This window comes from Photorhabdus namnaonensis, from assembly GCF_001684335.1.
GTDB classification, from domain to species: Bacteria; Pseudomonadota; Gammaproteobacteria; order Enterobacterales; family Enterobacteriaceae; genus Photorhabdus; species Photorhabdus namnaonensis.
This window is the reverse complement of record NZ_LOIC01000077.1, coordinates 113,231-133,400: the sequence shown is the minus strand read 5'-3', so window position 1 is coordinate 133,400 and position 20,170 is coordinate 113,231. Positions and strand designations below refer to the sequence as shown.

Genomic DNA, 20,170 nt, shown 5'->3' with positions numbered 1-20,170 from the left:
TTGTTTACACGAATTTATCAGACATACTTTTTCCAAAAAGTAATTTATTAATAAAACGGATATAACAAGAAAAACACCCAGTTCAGAGAAGTTTCAATTTGATGCATTTACAAACACCTTAAAACAAATCCATTGAATGAGATAAATAAAAAATTCAAAAAAATCGTTAACGCAGATATTTTTTCCACGATAATATTGAAAATACAGAGAAGATAATAAAGTAATGACTAAACTAAGACATAAAATTTTATCAATTACGATCAATTATTTTATTCCATTTCCATAAATAACCACACAGATTATAACGATTAAAACAATATAAGTAAATGAGATAATAATATCCTACTTTTTTAGTCAGGAAATAATAATGATAAATAAAATTTACCAATAAATATATACCCTATGGATTTCAAGTTGCATCGCGACGGCAAGGGAGCGAATCCCCGAGAGCATAGAGAACTATGTGACCGGGGTGAGTGAACGCAGCCAACAAAGAGGCAGCTTGAAAGATAACGGGTATAACCATTAATCAACAAACAACCAATAATATAATGAACATTCGTTATTTAGCCGTAAAAATAGCTCACCAATTGTGTGAGCCATTTTTATTACTCATTTTACTTTTATTCTAGCGAATTAATTATGCAAACTGCACCTTACCAATAGACGTATCTGACCACGCCGTTGTAATGGCAATTGTCGCCTTATTGTCCAAATTTTCAATAAAACCATTGTCGCCCGCTGTCGGGGCAAAACTGCTCATTGATTGGATCAAAGTATCAACCGCATTATCCGATAGCGCCGTAAACTCACGCTCTCCCGATGCACTCTTATCCCCCATCTGCGCCACCAATTTGGCACGATTACCATTAAAGTAATTGCTAAAAGTGACTGAACCTATTGATTCAAATGCTCCCTGAGCGGTTTTATCCTCAGTATGACGGTTTACTAATAACACCAGATCATATCCGCTACGCTGGAACCACAAGTTTTGCCAGTCAATACCATCAAAGACAATCATATCTTCCGCATTGATATCATCAATCTGGTTGTCAATCACCTTACCGCTGACTACAAAGCTGTCTACACCTGTCCCACCCTGGAAGCGGTTCTGATAACCCCCTAATACCAGCAGATCCTGACCATCACCGCCATTAAACTGGCTGAACTTAGCAATAGTGGCCGCTATCAGGTGGTCATCGCCTTCTCCACCATTAATCATCGCATGGTAGCCCAACAATTTAATTACGTCGTTACCGGCGTTGCCGTCAATTTGGTTGTCATTACCAAATACCCTGGCAAAGTCATTCCCCTCACCTAGCTCAACCCGGTTGTTATTACCAATGGTCACGGCATAATCTTGATCTTCCCCGGTATCCACCCGGTTGTAGTTGCCAGAGGTGACGATGTAATCCTGGCCCTTATCGGTATTAATTAAGCCACCTTCACCAAAGACAAACGTCTGGTCATTACCGTCACCCATAAACACATGGTTAATACGTCCGGCGACCACCGCGGTATCATCGCCATTACCGCCAAACATCCAGTTCTCACGTCCCATCAGGACGCCCAGATCATTACCCGCACCGCCCGCAAAGATGTTGGAAGTACCGATTGAGTAATAAACATCATCTCCGCGACCACCCCAGAAGTTGTTGTTATCGCCCAGATAAGCGCCAAGATCTTTACCATCGCCGCCCCAGTTGAAGTTGTAGTTCCCCAACGATACATGGATATCGCTATCCCCTTGCAGATGGCCGCTGTTACGCAAGAAATCAAACGTTTTCCGCTCCATATTGAGCAAATCTGTGGTTAGATTCTCTTTCAGATTGGTCACTAATGACTTCATCTCTTCTTGTTTATCTTTGCTGAACATCGTCGCAAACAAATTAGGCAAATTCAGCGAATGAAAACCAAATGTACGCTCTGGTTTGACGCTCTCCGTCTCCATAGTCGCTGGCGTACTACTCTGCGCTTTTTCATTTTCATCAGGCTCTTTCTGTTTCAGGCCATGACTTTCAGCAAAGGATTTAATGCCATCTGTCCCCATATTGAGGTGAGATTTCAGGCCGTCGAGCAATTTATCTGGATCAGTGAAAACTTTCAGTTGTTCACCACCGAATTTTCCAATGACTTCAATCATCTCTTTTAGAATAGCCGCACCATCCACCGGCTCATCTCCACGGGAGACAATACAACCATCCGCGGTGTAATCCACACCAAAGATATCGGCTAAAGTGGTATCCGCATTCACACTGGCTAACCGACCAAGCAATTTGTTCTTAAGCTGACGTGGCAAATCCTGCGGATTATAGGTAAACGTTGTTTTCGCTATGCCGGTTGTCGAGTATTGCTGAGTCATTAAACTAAACAAGGAACCCAAGTTAGTGTCCAGAATCGACTGGATATTGTCACCGAACATAAAGTTCCAGTTACCCGTAGTGACCTGAATATCCGCTCCCTGGCCCCCTACCGCAAAGTTGAACGCCAGTTTTTCATTGGCCTGACGGAACTTATCCGCACGGCTCATTTTGCTCATATCAACGCTGTTGCCATTCTTGCTTAGCCACTGGTTGAATTTCTTATTTAGCGCCGCTTCCGTATCACTTCTCAAACCACGGCTACTACGTTCATGTTGAGAACCCAAATCAACCAGCGTCTTATAGTCAACACTGCTGGTTTGGTCCAAACCAGACATATCCTGAACAAATTTTTTCGCACCAGCGATTGTCCATTGCTGATCTTGCGCCGTTAGCCACGCTCGCTCTTCACCAGAATGGGCAATGCTTTGCAATACCCCGGAAATACGAGCCGCACCATCAAACGGATTAACCAACGGCGGCGTTGGCAGGGATTTATCCATCATCACAATAAGATCATTACTACGGCCCTTGTTGAAACTGACGTTACGATTGCCAATAAACATTTGCGCCCCTTCAAGCGCCTGGTAACCGGCAATATCGACGCTGTGTTTACTGTCGCCATTGCCGATGTGCACCATCACATTGTTATCACCAAAGGCCAATGATTTAAAACCTCCAGCACCTACTTTGATACCAACATTCGACGTCCCCCAATTAAGCGCAGTAAATTCACCATTCCCGACATTCACCTGAATATTACCTGAGTAACTTATCTGGTTATTCGATATATGGCTTGAGTCGGTTTCAATTTTATTTTTGCGCTTCTCTGGCGCTGTGAAAATATCTGCATTATCCACAATCGCACCTTTGGCTGGCATATCCGCATCCGCTATACCGACACGAGAAAGATTGATATCGCTTTCAGCAATATTGTGACGAACTCGTTCTGAATGCGTTTCAAGTTCGCCTTTTTCATTCCAACTCAAGATAACTTTGTTATCAGTCAGGTTATTGATCCATTGATTATTTTTATTCTGGGTAAATTTACGGCCAGTGACATCAATGGCAACTTCACTACGACGAGCCGAAACAGTCGTGTGAATATTTTGCTCTTTTAAGGCGGTGATAAAGTGATGAGCAAAACCATCTCGTTTGTCATCATTAATCAGCGAGCAACCCACGATGCTAATGTGGTCTGGTTTACCGACCTGACTAAAGTTCTGAGTAAACTGTTTGAGTTTTATTGCCAGCTCATCGGCACTGTAACCACTCAGACGGGTGTTATTCTGCTCTGATTCGCTACGACCATGCCCGACAATCTGCCAACGCAACTTGTCCGAGGGTTTAAATTGAGCTGAATCCCCATAGACAACACGGTATTTACCCTCAGAATCGAGCTGAACCACTACACTGGAATCTGGATGTTTACCCGCCAAATTTGCTGCTGCTTTAGCCGCTACAGGATCATCCTCCATCTGGATAATGATTTGACCATCAAATCGGGTTTCTCGACCATCGGTTTGTGGTGTGACTGAAATACGCTCCCAAGATTCGACATCTGTGTTTTTTAGAACAACGTCCGATGATAATTTTTCCAATACAGATACCGTAGCATCACCATTCTTCGAGCCTTTTAATGTCAATTTACTGACGGTTGGGTCAGCAAATATCTTATCAAGATTCAACTGTACCAAACTGGCTGCTTGTTTAAAGTTGTTGCTTTCAACTGCAACAAAAACCTTTTGGCCTTTCTTATCCATGACTTCCAAAGTGACGACATCTTTACGGTAATCCGCGATCCGCCCTTCGACACCTGAATCTAGCGAAAACATTATTCCCCGCTTTTTCAGTGCGCGTAATACATGACGTTGTTCACTCTTACGCGCCTGTTTCCAAGTATTGTCATAACCCGTAATAGCGCTATCTTCAAATGTATTATAGTTAATATAGAAGCTCGATTTTGCACTGTCCTCAGGGCTGGCAGATGCATATTTATAACCTATAGGAGATCGGTAACCCGTGATCAAGCCCTTATGGAAAGAATCCATAAAACGGTGAAAATCATCATAGTTATCAAACGATTTAGCACCAAAATTAGGATCAAAGAATGACCAGATTGTTTGAGCTTCATTCTTATGTACAACAACCGACATGGCATGATCTTCAGACATAAACATCATATAAGTCGATTGCTTCACATTGCGCAGTTGCTCCATAACAGACTCATAGCCATCAACCTCATAATTCAGCGGATTACCGATCCTCGCCCCTGTTAACCCATTTGCTTTTAGCCTTGCGCTATAATCAATATTCCCCTTCGCTTTCTCGATCAAACTGCCAGCATCAAGCTGTTGAAAATGTTGTATTGATAACAATTTTTCAATAGCCGGGCCGACTTTCTGACGGCGATATCGGTTAAGCAAAGAGGATTCAATAGAGTTGATATCCGTTTTCTTATTCACGGAATTGTCATTGTAGGCTTTAACTACCTCCTGCAACCACTCTATATAAGCTTTTCCCCCTCCCACGCCATTCACACGTTCTTCCATCATATAGCGGGAAGACAGAGCAAAGCATATTCCTTCCAGAAACTCTTTGGACTTAACGTCATTACCATTAGTCACGAGCACATTACTAATTTCTGGAATAAGCTTCTTAAGCCCCCCCAACAAATCCTCATTCTGACTAAAGTGGAATGAATAATCAGCCAATTGTTTTCCATCTGCTTTAAGGTCAAAAATGGTATAACCCACTTCCTGGAATAAGCTTTTCTTTTCCACATTATGATTTTTACTCTGAGATCCAGGAGGGGTCGATATATTCTCAATCGCCTGATGGATCTTTCTTAAACCAGACACGTCAATGCCTTTACCATCTTGTGATAAATCGCTGGCTTTCAGATTTGAAAAGACAGCATCTGAGACATCTTGACCATACTCTTTAATAACCGCCGCTTTGACTTGCTCAATCGCTTTATCAGCACTTTCCGCTTTCTGGTTAATATGAATATTTGCCTTACCGCGAGTGACAAAATCACCATTTTCATCAACATAAAGGTGTTTTGAATCCTTAAGATTGGCACTGCCAAGCTTATCGTACAGACTACTGAAATCGCCTTGTTCTGGGATTCTCACAGTGGATTCAGCAAGCGCCATCGACTCTTCAAAGCGTGTGTCAATTTGAGACAATAATGCCTTCATTGCCGGGACACGACCTGAGTCAGGATGACCTAAGAGATAGCCTTCAACCTGTTGGCGCAAATCGGATAATTTTCCTATCACATCCAATTCATCGTCTTTTCTTCCTTGCCAGACATGGTGATAACTCTCTAGTGCATCAATCACTTTTTGGTAACTGTCACCACGCATTTTACCTGCAATGGATGCGGCTTGATGGAACTCACTCACCGACATCAATTCTGGCACGGGCTTCCAGATGCCATTCACTTTATCAGCAAGAATTCGGGTATGCCCTTGATGATGAGATATAATCCGATTTTCCATGAAATATAACTCATCAGGTAACTGCGCATAATTGTCGTAATTAGCAAGAATAAAACGTTCAACTGCTTTAAGCAGATTATTACTGGTCGTGTTTTTTACAATAATTCTCTTAAATTCATTGCCATTGCCGGGCCATGAGCGCACCTCCAATCCTTCACCACTCTTTTGCACTAATAAGTTACGTTCTGTACGTAATCCATAAAACGGCAATGCTTGATTCAGCATAGTGTCGACGGCACTGAGCTTAATATCGAGATCAACAACGGTATCGGCTTTATAACCATCGGGGTTAACCGCCAGCCTTTTTTCCTGCTCTTCAATAGTCAAAGCATCAAACCGCGCCTTCACAGTAATACCCGCCTCGGTTAATCTGCGGCCAATCAATTCTGTAGGCAACCCTTTATATTCACTTGCCGGTTTATCCAACAATAGAATTTCACCTACTAATCCTTCACGTTGTAGTTTACGCAATACAGGTAATTCAACATTCCAGAAATAGTTGCCAAGACGTAAGCCCCCCTCAGAGATCAAATAAACATCACCACGTGATCCTGCGGCATAGATGGAGCTCCAGAAACCGGTGTTGCTATACGTAGCGGCATCAATTGCCGCTCTTAGCGCGTTATGCCTATTATTTTCATTATCGGAGAGATACGTAATTTTCCATTTCATGAGGTGCTGATTGAGCTGAATCGCAAAAGCGTTTCCCTGCACATCAATATCGTAAACGATTTTCTTACCATCCGGTTGGGCGGCCTCAAGAACATCTCGATGTCTTCTAAAACTCTTCCCGGACCAGAATGAAACAATACTTTTGTCATCGCGGGCAGCTTCAAAGCTATGACCATAACTGTCCAGTTTTGCAATAAACTCAACTCGTTTATCCCAGTCATAATCCAAAGTCGCGTCAACAAACAGTTTCGCTAAAGATGCGATTTCATTCTCAGGTACTTTGTGTTTGACTTTGGGATTCCTGAGATGCCGTTCAATAAAAGCCACTATATTCTGCCTGGTATTACCAGAAATCTCGGCATTAACACGCTTAAATCCGGGAATAGGAATATATTCGTCCGATGCATTATCGTTACCATTATCAAGCCAACGGTAGATGTGGGCGATTTTTTGTGCACGACTTAATACGGAAGAATCTATCGCCCTCTTTTTACTGCCGCCCAATCCTTCCAGATTAATACCAGAAATTGTCGACGCTTTTCTAATGAGTTCACGCGTCTGATGTAAAGGAGGTACCACAATGCTGTCAGATTGTGTTTCAACAGACCGAGGAATAAGCAAAGCATCGGTATTTTTTGCACGAATTCCCGCGTTGATCTGCAACCGGTTAACCGCTTGTTTAGCATTCTCTAACGCTTGCAATTCTTCTTCGGTCAGCCCTTGATAATATCTGTTTCTCGCTTCTAGCATCGATTCAGGATCAATATGGCTGCCGATTTCTCCCGCTCCGGTTGATTCATAGGCTTTTTCTCCTGACCAGCCGCTGCCGCTTGTACCAATGCGAGCCGGTCTGGAATCGTTTAGCTTCGCTCCTTTAGCATCCGCTTGAGCCTGAGCCGCTTTATTTTCCGCCGCTGCGGTATCACGCTTACCACGACGTTCAGCATTCTGATACGCAATATTGGCGCTATCCTTCGCCTTTTCTGCCTGCTGCTGTTGTGAAAGAGCTTCTTCTTTTCTCTGATCCGCTTTGAATTGCGCATCTACACCATCAAGAATCGCCTTGTCACGATTTTGTTTACCTTTTTCCGCGCCCGCTTCTGATAGCGCCACGGCATCTTTTACTTTTTGCTGTGTATCAATCGTATTCCGATGTATATCTGTCAGCCGTTTTTCTAATGTCGGCTTAACGTTATCCAACCGTTTCTGGATCTCCTCAGAGATTCCACCCGCATAGTCGAGATAATGGCTATCTAACTCACGACTATCATCGGTTTCATCTTTAAGTTGCTTAAAGTTGTCAGCTATTAAAGTCAGCTCTTTAGTCACTGCCTGAGCTTCCTCTTTTATCGCCTCACTCTGCTCTTGCCCATTCCGGCTAAGCGCTTCCTGATCCGTTGATTCCAATTGAGATTTTGATTTTTCAATCGCTGCCAGTTGTTTCTCTTTTTCTTGTTCCAAGAGCTGACGATCTTTTTCGGCTTTTTCTTTATCGCTTAACGCATTTTTGGCCGCCTGGTCTTGCCTGGCATGTTCAATAACACTATTGGCTGGCAATGTACCTACAGACTTTGCAACAACGTTATCCAAGATATAGCCAATACCATTATTATCGCCGATACCTTTAAATTCGATGCGGTTAGTACCTGCTTTGGCGATTAATTCCAGTGTTTTATTTTGCCATCCAGTATCACCATTAGTAATGGTAAATTTGCTTTCACCATTCCAAAGAACTTCCATGCCTTCATTATACGTAGTGCTATTTGCGCGCTTTGCAAAATCAAAGCTTAATGAAATGACTTCACCTTCCGACCTGTTTCTCAGATCCTGGTAAATAGTGGTACTGATATCCACATCAAGTTCACTGACCCGTGAGCCATGACCTGCGTTATCAAGGCCGTAAGCACTTGCCTCATGATAGGCTTCAACGCCATTAGTTGACTGCCAGCTTTGATCGCCTCGTTCAAAGTCACCATTCAAAATCAATGACATTTCAGATTTCACAACGACGTTATCTAAGATGTAACCTAATCCATCATCCCAACCTGTACCTTTAAATTCGATTCGATTAGCGCCTTCTTGCGCAGTTAATTGCAAAGCCTTGTTTTGCCATTCAACTTCGTTGCCAGAGGTTGAGAAGATACTTTTACCATTCCATAGCACGTCCATACCTTCACCTGAGGCAAGACCGGAACGTTTAGCAAAGTCAAAACTCAGTGAAACAACTTCACCCTCAGACAGATTTTGCAACTCCTGCGAAAGCGTAGTGTTAACATCCACATCAAGTTCACTGACTCGCTTTCCATGACCCGCATTATTAAGACCGTAAGCATTCGCCGGATTATATGCCTCAACACCATTAGTTGACTGCCAACCTTGATTACCTTGTTCAAAGTCACCATTGACGATCAGGTTTGCGTTCCGATCCGATACCGATCGCGTTTTTCGATTTAGCGAACCGGCTAAAGAACTTTCTATTGAGTTAATATCAGGCACTTCTACCGCTGTTACAGAACGACTCAGACGACTGCTTAAATCCGAACCAACTTGATCAATTTCCTCCATCTTAAAACCATCAATGGCAGAAACTTCGGTTAAGTTAATTGCACCTCTGCCCCTGTGAGTGCCTGATGTGCTAGCCTCATCCCCATGTACCAGATAGTTGATCGCCTGACTGCCTCCCACTCCGAGTACAGTTTGTTTGATATTATCGAAGAAAGAAGCAAGCTTGTTACTTTCTGTATTACTCGATGCAACAGCCAAGTTGTAAAAATCACCATCACCAATCTTAATCGCCACGTTGTTGCGTGCGTAAGAAGCATTAACATACAAGCCGTGACCAACCTGAATATTGGCATTACCCTGGCCTTTCATTACCGCAACATTGAGACCATTGCCAACTTTGGTATTGACATTATATTTCCCCCACGCCACGTTAACCGAAACACCATTACCCACATGGGTGTTAATGTTAGCGTCACCATGAGCAGCAGTGACATTTAAGCCATTGCCTACTGTCGTGGTAACGTTAGCTTTCCCTTTTGCCGCCGTCACCTGCATACCATCACCCACTTTGGTGATGACATTGCCTTCACTCCATAAGGCGTTAAAGCTGTCGCCCTTACCTACTTGGGTGACAATGTTAGCCCTGCCTTTAGCCAGCACCACATTACGTCCATCTCCTACCTTGGTGATAACGTTGGCTTCGCCCCAAGCTCCGATGTAATCATCACCGTTACCCACATGGGTGATAATGTTGGCATCGCCCTGAACCACCGCGACTTCTTGTCCATTCCCTACTTTAGTTATGAGATTAGCTTTACCTTTCGCGAAGTTGTAACGGTCGCCATTTCCCACTTGCGTCAGAATATTGGCCTCCCCCCAAGCCGCATTCACTCCGACTCCATCGCCAATTTTGGTCATCAGATTGGCTTTACCTTTGGCAAAACCCACCGTCGTCCCCTTTCCAACATGGGTCATCACGTTACCCACATCGGAAATAAGCAGACTGACCGTGGTTCCGTCGCCTACTTTGGTCAGAATATTGCCTTTGCCAAACAGGATACCGGCGGTTGTCGCGTCGCCAACATGCGTTATGACATTCGCTTTCGCCGCCGCAACCACCCCCATAAAATCATCACCCACTTTGGTGACGATATTGGCCTCACCCAGTGCTAACACGCCGGTTAAGCCATCTCCCACATGGGTCATAATATTGGCTTTACCAAACATGGCCGCCAGTGTCGTACCCTTACCGACTTTGGTCATCACGTTCAGTTCACCGGCAAACAAACCGATACTGGCGCCATCACCCACATGCGAATAGATATTGGCTTTCCCGATCATTAAGGCGGCGGTCAGGTCATTGCCGACTTTGGTCAGCACATTGGCGCCTCCAATCATGGCCGCGAAGGTATTGCCATCCCCGACATGGGTAAAGATATTGGCTTTGCCGACCATCGCCGCCAGAGTCATGCCATGACCCACTTTCGTGGCGATATTGCCCTTCGCCAGCATCAGCGCAACCGTTGTGCCATCCCCAATATGAGTAAACACATTGCCTGCGGCTACCATTAATGCCAGCGCATTACCGTCACCCACTTTGGTAAAGACGTTCACTGCGCCGCCCATTAACGCCCATGCATCCCCTTTGCCGACATGGGTAAACAGGTTGCCCACACCAATCATGGCGGCAATCGATGTCCCCTCCCCGACTTTAGTGAAGATATTGCCTGCCGCGGCCATCACGCCCAGCGTCAAACCGTCGCCGATATGGGTCAACACGTTGCCGACGCCGAACATGATGCCGGTCGTGTCACCCTTGCCGACTTTGGTTAAGACATTAGCGCCACCGAGCATAACGCCCGTGGTATTGCCGTCGCCGATATGCGTGAGAACATTCGCGCCACCGCCCATTACCGCCAACGCATTGCCTTTCCCTTTCTTGGTCAAAATGTTGGCGCCGCCCAACGCAATGGCCGTGGTGTCGGCCGTTTCGCTCTCATCACTGAGATGAGTGATAATATTGGCGCCGCCGAACATACCGGAAACCAGATCTCCCGCACCAAGCTTAGTGAGCACGTTAGCACCACCCAAAAGTACGGAGGAGATATCCCCGGCTCCTGCCTGAGTGATCACGTTAAAACCACCCGCACCGGACCAGTTGCCATTGCCATTACCGATTTGGCTATGAGTGTTGTATCCCCCCAACATCAGCACCCGGCTGTTACCGTTGCCTTTGTGGATTGAGATATTGCCATAAGCCAGAAGATGAGCCAGATATTGTCCGTCCCCGACACGTACAAGAACATTTACCGCGCCACCAGCGTAAACATCCATTTTCCCACTCTGGCCTTGGTGAACCAGAACATTGGCTAAACCCGCACCATGAAATGTCAGATCGCCCTTTTCGCCACTTTTTACAATGACGTTAGCTGCACCAGCTCCATCAAAATTCGTATCACCGAATTTTGAGCCGTGCAGAATGACATTCGCCGCCCCTGCGCCCTTAAAATTAACATTTCCCCGCGTGACATTAGATTTAATAACGTTTCCACCACCCACACCGTTAAAATTAACGTAACCACTGCTTGTAGGTGACTTTGCAAAGTCTTGCTGACTATATTCTTCGCTATGTACTAATCGATGGGAGGTACGGCGCACTGTATTAACGTTATATTGAAGCTGGCTTAACGTGTAACTGGGACCAATAGAGGTATATCCGTTAGCATAGGAAAGCTCTTTATTAGCCAAATTACCCGTATGATCGCCTGCTTTGTACCATGCTTCCGCTCTGTATTTCAGTTGCCCTGTATCAGGATCGTTTTTCAACTGAACTTTAACGATTTTGGTATATGACCCCATGACCTTGGCATACACATAAGTATTGGGTTGCCGGTTTGATTTGACTGCGGAAACATCGACTTTGCGACCATTAGAGAAGATCGCATATCCCCCCATTTTGGCATCACCTAACGAGATATCCTCTGCTTTAATCACCATGCCGCCCGCATAGGTTACCCACTGATCTATCAGTAGGCTTTCCTCGATAGCATGAATCTCGATGGGCTGCTGACGCTCAAAAACCAAACTAGAGAGACGGTAAGCGCCATTAGCGTTTACCGCGACAAATCCATTGCCTGACGAAATTTCTTTCGCGGCAAGATTTTTAAGGTGATTACCTGCTTTATACCAAGAAGTGGCATGATAACTGAATCTACCCGTGGTGGGATTATTTTGAAGCTGGACTTTGCTGATTTTAGTGTACATTTTGTCAGCAAACGCAAAAAGATAGGTATCCGGTTCGACGGTTGATTTAATACCTGTAACTTGCTGAGACTTCTGAATCCCACTTCCTCCCATCGTTGCCGTCTTCAATACGATTTCTTCGGCTTTGGCAAATTCCAATACTTCACCATCGAAATCGCTATCCGCACCTATTCTGGTGATTTCATTGTAAGCACCCGCACCGGAGAAATTAATATTGCCATGTGCGACATCAGAATAGAGTTTGTTATAACCCCCCGCACCTTCAAACGTAATATCACCGCAGGTCTGTTCATACCCATCTCTATTTTGGCGTACACGCTCAATGCGATTCGCTGCCCCCGCACCACGTAAGATAACATTACCTTCTTTACCTTTACGTACAATGTGATTATCAGCACCAGCCCCATTAAACGTAACGTTACCGCTCTCTACTCGTGAGCTGATGCTATTTGCAGCGCCTGCGCCATTAAAAGTCACATTTCCCTGTGAATCCTGATAACGGTTAAGCCAAGTATGATCAATGTCATTGTATGCCCCTGCACCGGCAAAATTTAAATTTCCCCGGTTAGTTTCATGCCATAACTTATTGTATCCACCGGCCCCTTTAAAATTTGTATCACCAGACAAACCTTTACGAACCAGTTTGTTGTAACCAGCAGCACCCGAATAATTTAAATTTCCCGTTTTACCTGTGTGATGAATAAAAGCCGCACCGGCGGCACCCGCAAATGACAGACCTCCATTTCCCGTTTTACTAATGCCGGCATAACCTGAAGCTCCCTTTACCGCAAGGTCACCATCTGTATGGTATACATCGACTTTAAGTGAACCAACAGTAACATCATCATTTCCGCCATAAGCATAAACTTCACCACCAACACCAATAGCAGTAATACTATTACCATCATTATCGTCGTAGTATTTCCCAGTAAAGAAGTACTCAGTACTTCTATTTGATGATTTCCCCATCAAAAAATCCCTTTAAATTAAACAAAAAACCACTGCACTTGACGAATACAACGGTTGTTTTGGGCATCAAGTTTCCCGCGGACAGTACACGCTTTTTGACCTTTCCACGGCAAAAAGACACGGCGGCGCAAATCCTTGGCAACTTCACGCCCATGACCAAAAGGCGCAATCATTTCAGGAAAAAAGATATGTGAACCTGAGCGCCAGTCTGTGTGGGTAAGCTCCCTTTCTCCTGAAAGAAGCTCCTCTCGATTCTGATCAGATAAAAAAGCCCAATTACAAAAGGCGATCGGATGCCCGTGTTCATCTTCGTAATAGCAAAACTGATTCAGCTCAAATGCAGGCAAGATACGCTGTTGCCACTCGGACACCAGGTATCTCCGATGCAGAGGAGAATGCTGACTCAGCAACATGACTCCTCCAATCATCGCTTGAATTTCTGCGTTATTCAGTTTTACTGGTTGATGTATAATCGCCATGCGCTAATCAACCATGAGATCTTATTTTGTATTTTTAGATGGGCGTTTTTTAGCGTTATCAGACTCTTCTACTACAGATTCTGATGCAATTTGTTCTTCGGCTACTTGTGGAGCTGGTAAAAATCCTGCCTCAATCAACTTGTCAAATTCAGCCGCCATCCGTGGATCTTCCAACATGTTTTTAACCATCGAAACCATATACATAAATCCCGATGCGGGCATATGGATAACTTGTTTTAATTCAAGTTCATTATCATTTTCCGCCATTATCCCATTCGCCATACGATTAGGCTCCTGACCAACGAAATAAAGAGAAAAAACACCTTTGTTATAATTAACGCTAGAGATAGTTTGTACGAATTTTTCAGACATATTTTTATTTACCAAAAATAAACAATTTTTTAATGAGACTATGCAATGTTTACAACAAGAAAAGCATTCAATTCAGGGATATCCTGAGTTTGTATATCTATAAATACATTAAAGCGTAAATGAATCAATAAATAATATAGAGACAAAACTCAAAATCAATATTTATATACAAAAAGTCCTTTTACCCCCCATATATAGTCCCATTTACCTACACTGGTACTGGCAATAAATATAAGATAATAATGCAATACTTAAATACCACACAAATCAACATAATATTTTGTTTTAATTAATATTTTTGTGAATTTTAAAGATGTTTTTTCATGAATGAAATTGAGAAATTGACCATAGCATCATTAAGATTAATATTGATGATATGTAATGGGAAAGAAAATATTACTGATATTGATAACTTAAAAAACTCTGGTTGTTACCATTCCTATATAAAGGATATAGAGAAAAAATTTAACTTATCTCTTTCAAATAAAAATTCCGTAAGCAAAAAGCATCATAACATACCTTTACCCGCAATCTTGTTTGATAATAATGGGCTACCTTTTGTTTTAGCCAAATCGAATAAAGAAAATTCATTAATACAGAGGGTTGATAAAGAAAATCCCGAAATATGGTCCGAAGAAAGGCTAATAAAAGAGTGGAATGGAAAATGGATTAAAATCAAGCAGAAACAAGCGCAATTTAACATCAGTTGGTTTATTCCAGAATTCCTGGCACAAAAGAAAAATTTGGGTGAAATACTGCTATTTTCCTTTGTGTTACAGATTCTTGCGCTAATTTCACCCTTAGTTATTCAGGTGGTTATGGATAAGGTCTTAATCCATCAAGCGTTATCGACACTTGATGTATTAGTCTTTGGCTTAATTATTGCCGGCATCATTGAGGTGATTTTACGTGGATTGCGCGAATACCAATACGCACATACCGCCAACCGTATTGATATCAAATTGGGATTAAAATTGGTCCAGCATCTGTTCGGGCTGCCTTTACTCTTTTTTAAATCCCGTCAGGTAGGGGCGATCGTCACACGAGTGCGTGAACTGAATACCGTCAGAGAATTTCTGACTGGTTCAATGTTCACCTTATCTGTCGATCTGCTGTTTATGTTTATTTTCATCTATGTGATGACGCTGTTATCCAGCACACTGACCTGGGTTTTTCTCGCCACCTTCCCTTTTTATGCCATTTTGGCATGGTGGCTGACTCCTCGCATGGAAAAATCGGTTGAACAACAGTTCACCCATGCAGCCATAAATACCTCTTTTCTGACTGAAACGGTTTCCGGTTCTGAAACCCTAAAAAGTCTGGCGGTAGAGCCAAGGTTCGTTCGTCGTTGGGATCGTCAGACTGAGAAGATGGTGGATACCAGTTATGCGGTACAGCAACTGAGTAACCGTTCAAACCATATTGTGATGCTACTACAAAAAGTCACCAATGCAGCGATTCTCTGGTTAGGCGCGTCAGAGGTTTTATCACTGCAAATGACTATTGGTCAGTTAATCGCCTTCAACATGATGGTAAATCACACTTCCCAACCCTTAGCCAGATTGGTGGAACTATGGGGGCAATTTATCAGAACGCGAGTAGCCGTCGATAAATTAGGAGATATGTTAAACCTGCCAACCGAACAGCAATCCGGTCAACAACGGATCACTCTGCAAGGAGCAATCTCGTTTAACCATGTTGTCTTTCGCTACCAGCCTGATATTCCACCGACGATTAAGGGCTTGACTCTCCATATAAGAGCCGGAGAAACCATCGGTATTGTGGGTGCTTCTGGTTGCGGGAAAAGTACGTTGGCTCGTTTATTACTCCGCCTTTATACCCCAGAAACAGGCGCGATCACCTTAGATGGGATTCCATTGCAAAATATCAATATTGCAACGCTCAGGCAGCAAGTCGGCGTGGTTCTGCAAGAAAATTTCTTATTTAACAAAACAGTATATGAGAATATCGCCCAATCAAAACCCGATGCTAATCTGGAAGCCGTCATTAAAGCGGCCAAACTAGCGGGCGCCCATGAATTTATTCTCAAGCTCCCAATGGGATATGACACAACTATCGCAGAAGGCGGGCAATCTTTATCCGGCGGTCAGCGTCAGCGGCTTGCCATTGCCCGGACTATCCTGGCTAACCCCAAAATTCTCATTCTTGATGAAGCCACCAGCGCCCTTGATGATGAATCACAATCACTCATTCAATCCAATATGGCGGAAATTGCCCAAGGCAGAACGGTTATTACTATCGCACACCGCCTTTCAACTGTACGTCATTGTGATCGCATCATTGTTCTTAAACAGGGTGAAATTATCGAACAAGGCTCTCACGCTCAATTGCTTAGCCTCGGCAAGCAATACCGAAAGCTCTGGCAGTTACAACAAGAATTAAAACAGGAGGCGCCTTGTCATGATTAAGGCTTTTAAGGATAAAATTAAAACTCGGTTGCGCCGTTGTCCGCGGCATTATGATTTTTTACCGACACACTTGGCGTTATCACAGCGTCCGCCTTCACCGTTCGCCCGTTATACCGCAATAACGCTCAGCATCGGTGTCATCATAGCCTTGCTCTGGGCCTATTTGGGTAAATTGGATGTTCAGGCTACGGCAACCGGCCGTTTGATCGTCTCAGGTCGCTCTCAGATAATTCAAGCTTATGAACAGAGCCGGGTGACAGCTATCCATGTTCAGAATGGACAGCGAGTAACAAAAGACGCCCCACTGCTGACATTGGACACACTCGGTGTTAATCAAGATATCGCTCGGTTACTCAAGCAGATCGAATATCAAGTCCATGAAAAAATTCGTTATCAGGCTTTAACTGAGGAACAGGCGCCAGAAGAACAAGCACTATTTCAAACATTGCCGGTATCTCAACAAGCACAAGTTGTTGAAAATTACTCCCGCGAGAAAAGAGAGTATGAAGCGAACGTAACAAATCTGAAAGCAGAGATGAACGTCAATCTCTCTTCTCAACAATCACGGAAAAGCGATATCAACGCGCTCACTAAACTCCGGCAAAATATTAGCCAGCGTTTAAAAGCGCGCCAGACTTTAAGTCAAAAACAGGTGATCAGCAAAGTTGAATACCTTGAACAGGAAAAAGAGTTTCTGGAAACAGAACGTCTGATTACTCAACAAAATGCAGAACTTAATGTGCTGCAATCGCAATATATCGGCCTGGAAGAGCGCTTAAATAGCCTGAAAACTCAAAAAGAGCGTGAATGGTTTGATAAAAGAAAACAGGCCGAAGTTCAATTGGTTGTTTTAGAGCAAGAGCTGGCAAAAGCTCAAGTGCGAGAACAGCTTGAAATTATTCGCTCTCCCGTGACAGGAACCGTTCAACAGCTCAGTGTGCATACATTAGGCGCAGTTTTGCAACCAGCGCAAAACTTAATGGTGATCGTCCCTGACGACAATGTGCAACTGGCAGAGGTGCAAATTCTCAATAAAGACGCCGGATTTGTACATCCAGGGCAACAAGTCACCGTTAAGGTAGATGCTTTCCCCTATACGCGTTACGGCACTATCGATGGCGAACTGCTGAGTATATCCCGAGATTCAACCACCGATGAACAGTTGGGATTAGTCTTCCCGGCTCAAGTAAGCCTCAAAAGCAATAATATCGTCATAGACAATACTCATGTCGACATTACCCCCGGTATGTCAATCGTCGCTGAAATCAAAACCGATCAGCGTCGCGTTATCGATTATCTCCTGAGCCCGATCAGAGAGTATCAATCTGAAGCATTGAGGGAGAAATAATCGTGAACATATTACCTTCTTATGCTGCCGATTCCGGTAACAACACCCATAATCAGGCACTGGACTGTATTGTCTATGTGGGAAAACAATTTCATAAGTCAGCCACTATCGATCAACTCCAACACAGCCTAGGTTTTGATTCTTTACATTTGAATGAATTACAACTCCGCGAAGCCGCCGACGCTATTGGGCTACACAGCAAAATTGAGCAATTAACTGCCAATACAGGGCCAACGTTACCCTTACCGGCACTGATTGAATTGGAACAGCAATGGTGGGTACTGATTGAAGTCAGCCACACTCATGTTACTGTTCTCGATCCTGCGACTGAACAAACGCGGTCACTCTCTTTATCTGCTGATAATAAAGAACGTGCCTATAAGATTCTGTTGATCGCCGATCAGGAATTAACTAAAAAACATGTCAAATTCGGCCTGGGCTGGTTTTACCCTTCTATTTTTCGCCAGAAAAGTCAGATAAGAGATCTCTTTTTATTTGCCATTGTTCTGCAACTATTTGCGCTGGTTAGCCCGATCCTGTTTGAAAACATCATCGATAAGGTATTGGTAGGACGAAGTTTATCCAGCCTGCATGTATTAGGTATGGCTATGCTCGCTATCGCCCTTGCCGAACCCTTGTATAGCTTTATGCGCAACACCGTGTTTGGGCATATGGCAAGCCAGATAAACTCTGAACTCTCCGGGCGACTGTATCGCCATCTGACAAGCTTGCCGCTGCAATATTTTAAGCAACGGCAAACCGGGCAGATTATCGCCAGAGTCAGAGAAATGTCTCAAATCCGCCAGTTTTTGACGGGTTCTACCCTGATGCTGCTGTTAGATCTGATTTTCGTTATCATGTTCATTGGCGTCATGTTTTACTATGCCAAGATATTGACCTGGATCGTTATTGGCTCACTCTTTATTTATTTCGTATTTTGGCTTATCGCCGGGCCAATTATTCGCCGCAAAGTGGAGGCAGAATATGAAACCGATGCGAATGCGACGAGCTTTCTGACCGAAGCTGTAACAGGCATTGAAACCATCAAAACCACCGCGACTGAAAATCGTTTTTTACATCAGTGGCAACGCATTCTCAGCCAACAATTAACTAAAAGCTTTGCGGCACAGAAAAGCGGTTTAATTGCCGGGCAAGGCATCGATTTTGTCCAAAAATTTACCGCCGCAATCCTCTTATGGTGGGGAGTGACAGAAGTTTTACGTGGTGAACTGACGCCGGGACAACTTATCGCTTTTAATATGCTAGCCGGACATGTCACCCAACCTATTCTCCGGCTGGCACAGGTTTGGCAAGATTTTCAGCATACGTTAATCGCTCTGAAACGTGTGGGGGATATTCTTGATGAACCAATGGAGAACAGTAAACAAGGATTAGCTTCTGTACCTGAGCTGGAAGGTCAGATTGAATTCAAAAACATTCGTTTCCGCTATCATGACGACACACCGGAGGTTCTGGCAAATTTATCGTTGTCAATAAAATCTGGTCAATTTATTGGTATAACCGGACCATCAGGTTCAGGTAAAAGTACGCTCGCCCGTTTACTACAACGGCTATATGTACCTCAACATGGGCAAGTTCTCATTGATGGTATGGATCTGGCTATCGCCGATCCCGTCTCTTTACGCCGCAATATGAGCGTTGTGCTCCAGGAAAGTATCCTCTTTTCCGGCAGCATCATCGATAATATTCGACTATGTAAACCCAACGCCACTGATGCAGAAGTCTATCGCGCCGCTGAGTTATCTGGCGCCATTGAATTTATCCAATCGCTTCCTCACGGTTTTGCTCATCCGGTCGGGGAGAAAGGGACAAATCTCTCTGGCGGTCAAAGACAGCGCATCGCATTAGCAAGAGCACTCTTGGTCAACCCTACTATTCTGATCCTCGATGAAGCCACCTCAGCGTTAGATTATGAATCTGAAGCCGCAATCATGGCGAATATGGATGAAATATGCCGTAACAGAACAGTTATTAGCATTGCCCACCGGCTCAACACGATTCGTCATGCCGACAAAATTTGCGTGTTAGATCAAGGGCAAATTGTCGAATTTGACTCACATGATCAACTACTTCAACAAGACGGCCTATACGCCCATTTATGGCATCAACAAATCGGTGAAAGCTGAATTGACATTCAGCTTAATTTCTTAAGAAGAGGAAAGCGTAAATTTTGACTCAAAATGAGTCTATTTTTATTTATTTGTTCAATAAATTAACAAAATGTAAATAAATTATTTAAACTGTA

6 protein-coding genes are annotated in these 20,170 nt (G+C 43.8%); 3 read left to right on the top strand and 3 right to left on the bottom strand.

Features of this window, described 5'->3' with window-relative positions; translation table 11 throughout:
• Window positions 1-640 precede the first annotated feature (640 nt).
• From rtxA to rtxH, 3 genes are read right to left on the bottom strand one after another with little or no spacing between them, the layout of a single operon-like run.
• Window positions 641-13,276, bottom strand: coding sequence for an MARTX multifunctional-autoprocessing repeats-in-toxin holotoxin RtxA (gene rtxA, locus Phpb_RS26935; RefSeq protein ID WP_065391090.1), 12,636 nt, complete (start codon window positions 13,274-13,276; stop codon window positions 641-643).
• A 17-nt stretch (window positions 13,277-13,293) separates the two neighbouring features.
• Window positions 13,294-13,755 (bottom strand): RTX toxin-activating lysine-acyltransferase RtxC, encoded by a 462-nt coding sequence (gene rtxC / locus Phpb_RS15370; RefSeq protein WP_065391089.1) that lies wholly within the window; start codon window positions 13,753-13,755, stop codon window positions 13,294-13,296.
• A 21-nt stretch (window positions 13,756-13,776) separates the two neighbouring features.
• Window positions 13,777-14,127 carry a protein RtxH gene (rtxH, locus tag Phpb_RS15365; protein ID WP_065391088.1) on the bottom strand — a complete coding sequence of 117 codons (351 nt, stop codon included), beginning with the start codon at window positions 14,125-14,127 and terminating at the stop codon, window positions 13,777-13,779.
• A 323-nt stretch (window positions 14,128-14,450) separates the two neighbouring features.
• Here rtxH and Phpb_RS15360 point away from each other — a divergent pair, with 323 nt between their 5' ends.
• Genes Phpb_RS15360 through Phpb_RS15350 form a run of 3 tightly spaced genes read left to right on the top strand, consistent with a single transcriptional unit; the run spans window position 14,451 to window position 20,051 of the window.
• Window positions 14,451-16,556: a peptidase domain-containing ABC transporter gene (locus Phpb_RS15360; RefSeq protein ID WP_065391087.1), complete on the top strand. Its 2,106-nt coding sequence runs from the start codon at window positions 14,451-14,453 to the stop codon at window positions 16,554-16,556.
• Entirely contained in the window at window positions 16,549-17,904 is a 1,356-nt protein-coding gene (locus Phpb_RS15355; RefSeq protein ID WP_065391086.1) for an HlyD family type I secretion periplasmic adaptor subunit, read from the top strand. Before Phpb_RS15360 ends, Phpb_RS15355 begins: the two co-directional genes overlap by 8 nt.
• A gap of 2 nt (window positions 17,905-17,906) precedes the next feature.
• Complete coding sequence (locus Phpb_RS15350; RefSeq protein ID WP_065391085.1) at window positions 17,907-20,051, top strand: type I secretion system permease/ATPase; 2,145 nt, start codon at window positions 17,907-17,909, stop codon at window positions 20,049-20,051.
• Window positions 20,052-20,170: the final 119 nt, after the last annotated feature.

Coding starts and splice junctions, on each gene's coding strand:
- rtxA (WP_065391090.1), bottom strand. CDS start 13,276: ATGGGGAAATCATCAAATAGAAGTACTGAGTACTTCTTTACTGGGAAA.
- rtxC (WP_065391089.1), bottom strand. CDS start 13,755: ATGGCGATTATACATCAACCAGTAAAACTGAATAACGCAGAAATTCAA.
- rtxH (WP_065391088.1), bottom strand. CDS start 14,127: ATGTCTGAAAAATTCGTACAAACTATCTCTAGCGTTAATTATAACAAA.
- Phpb_RS15360 (WP_065391087.1), top strand. CDS start 14,451: ATGAATGAAATTGAGAAATTGACCATAGCATCATTAAGATTAATATTG.
- Phpb_RS15355 (WP_065391086.1), top strand. CDS start 16,549: ATGATTAAGGCTTTTAAGGATAAAATTAAAACTCGGTTGCGCCGTTGT.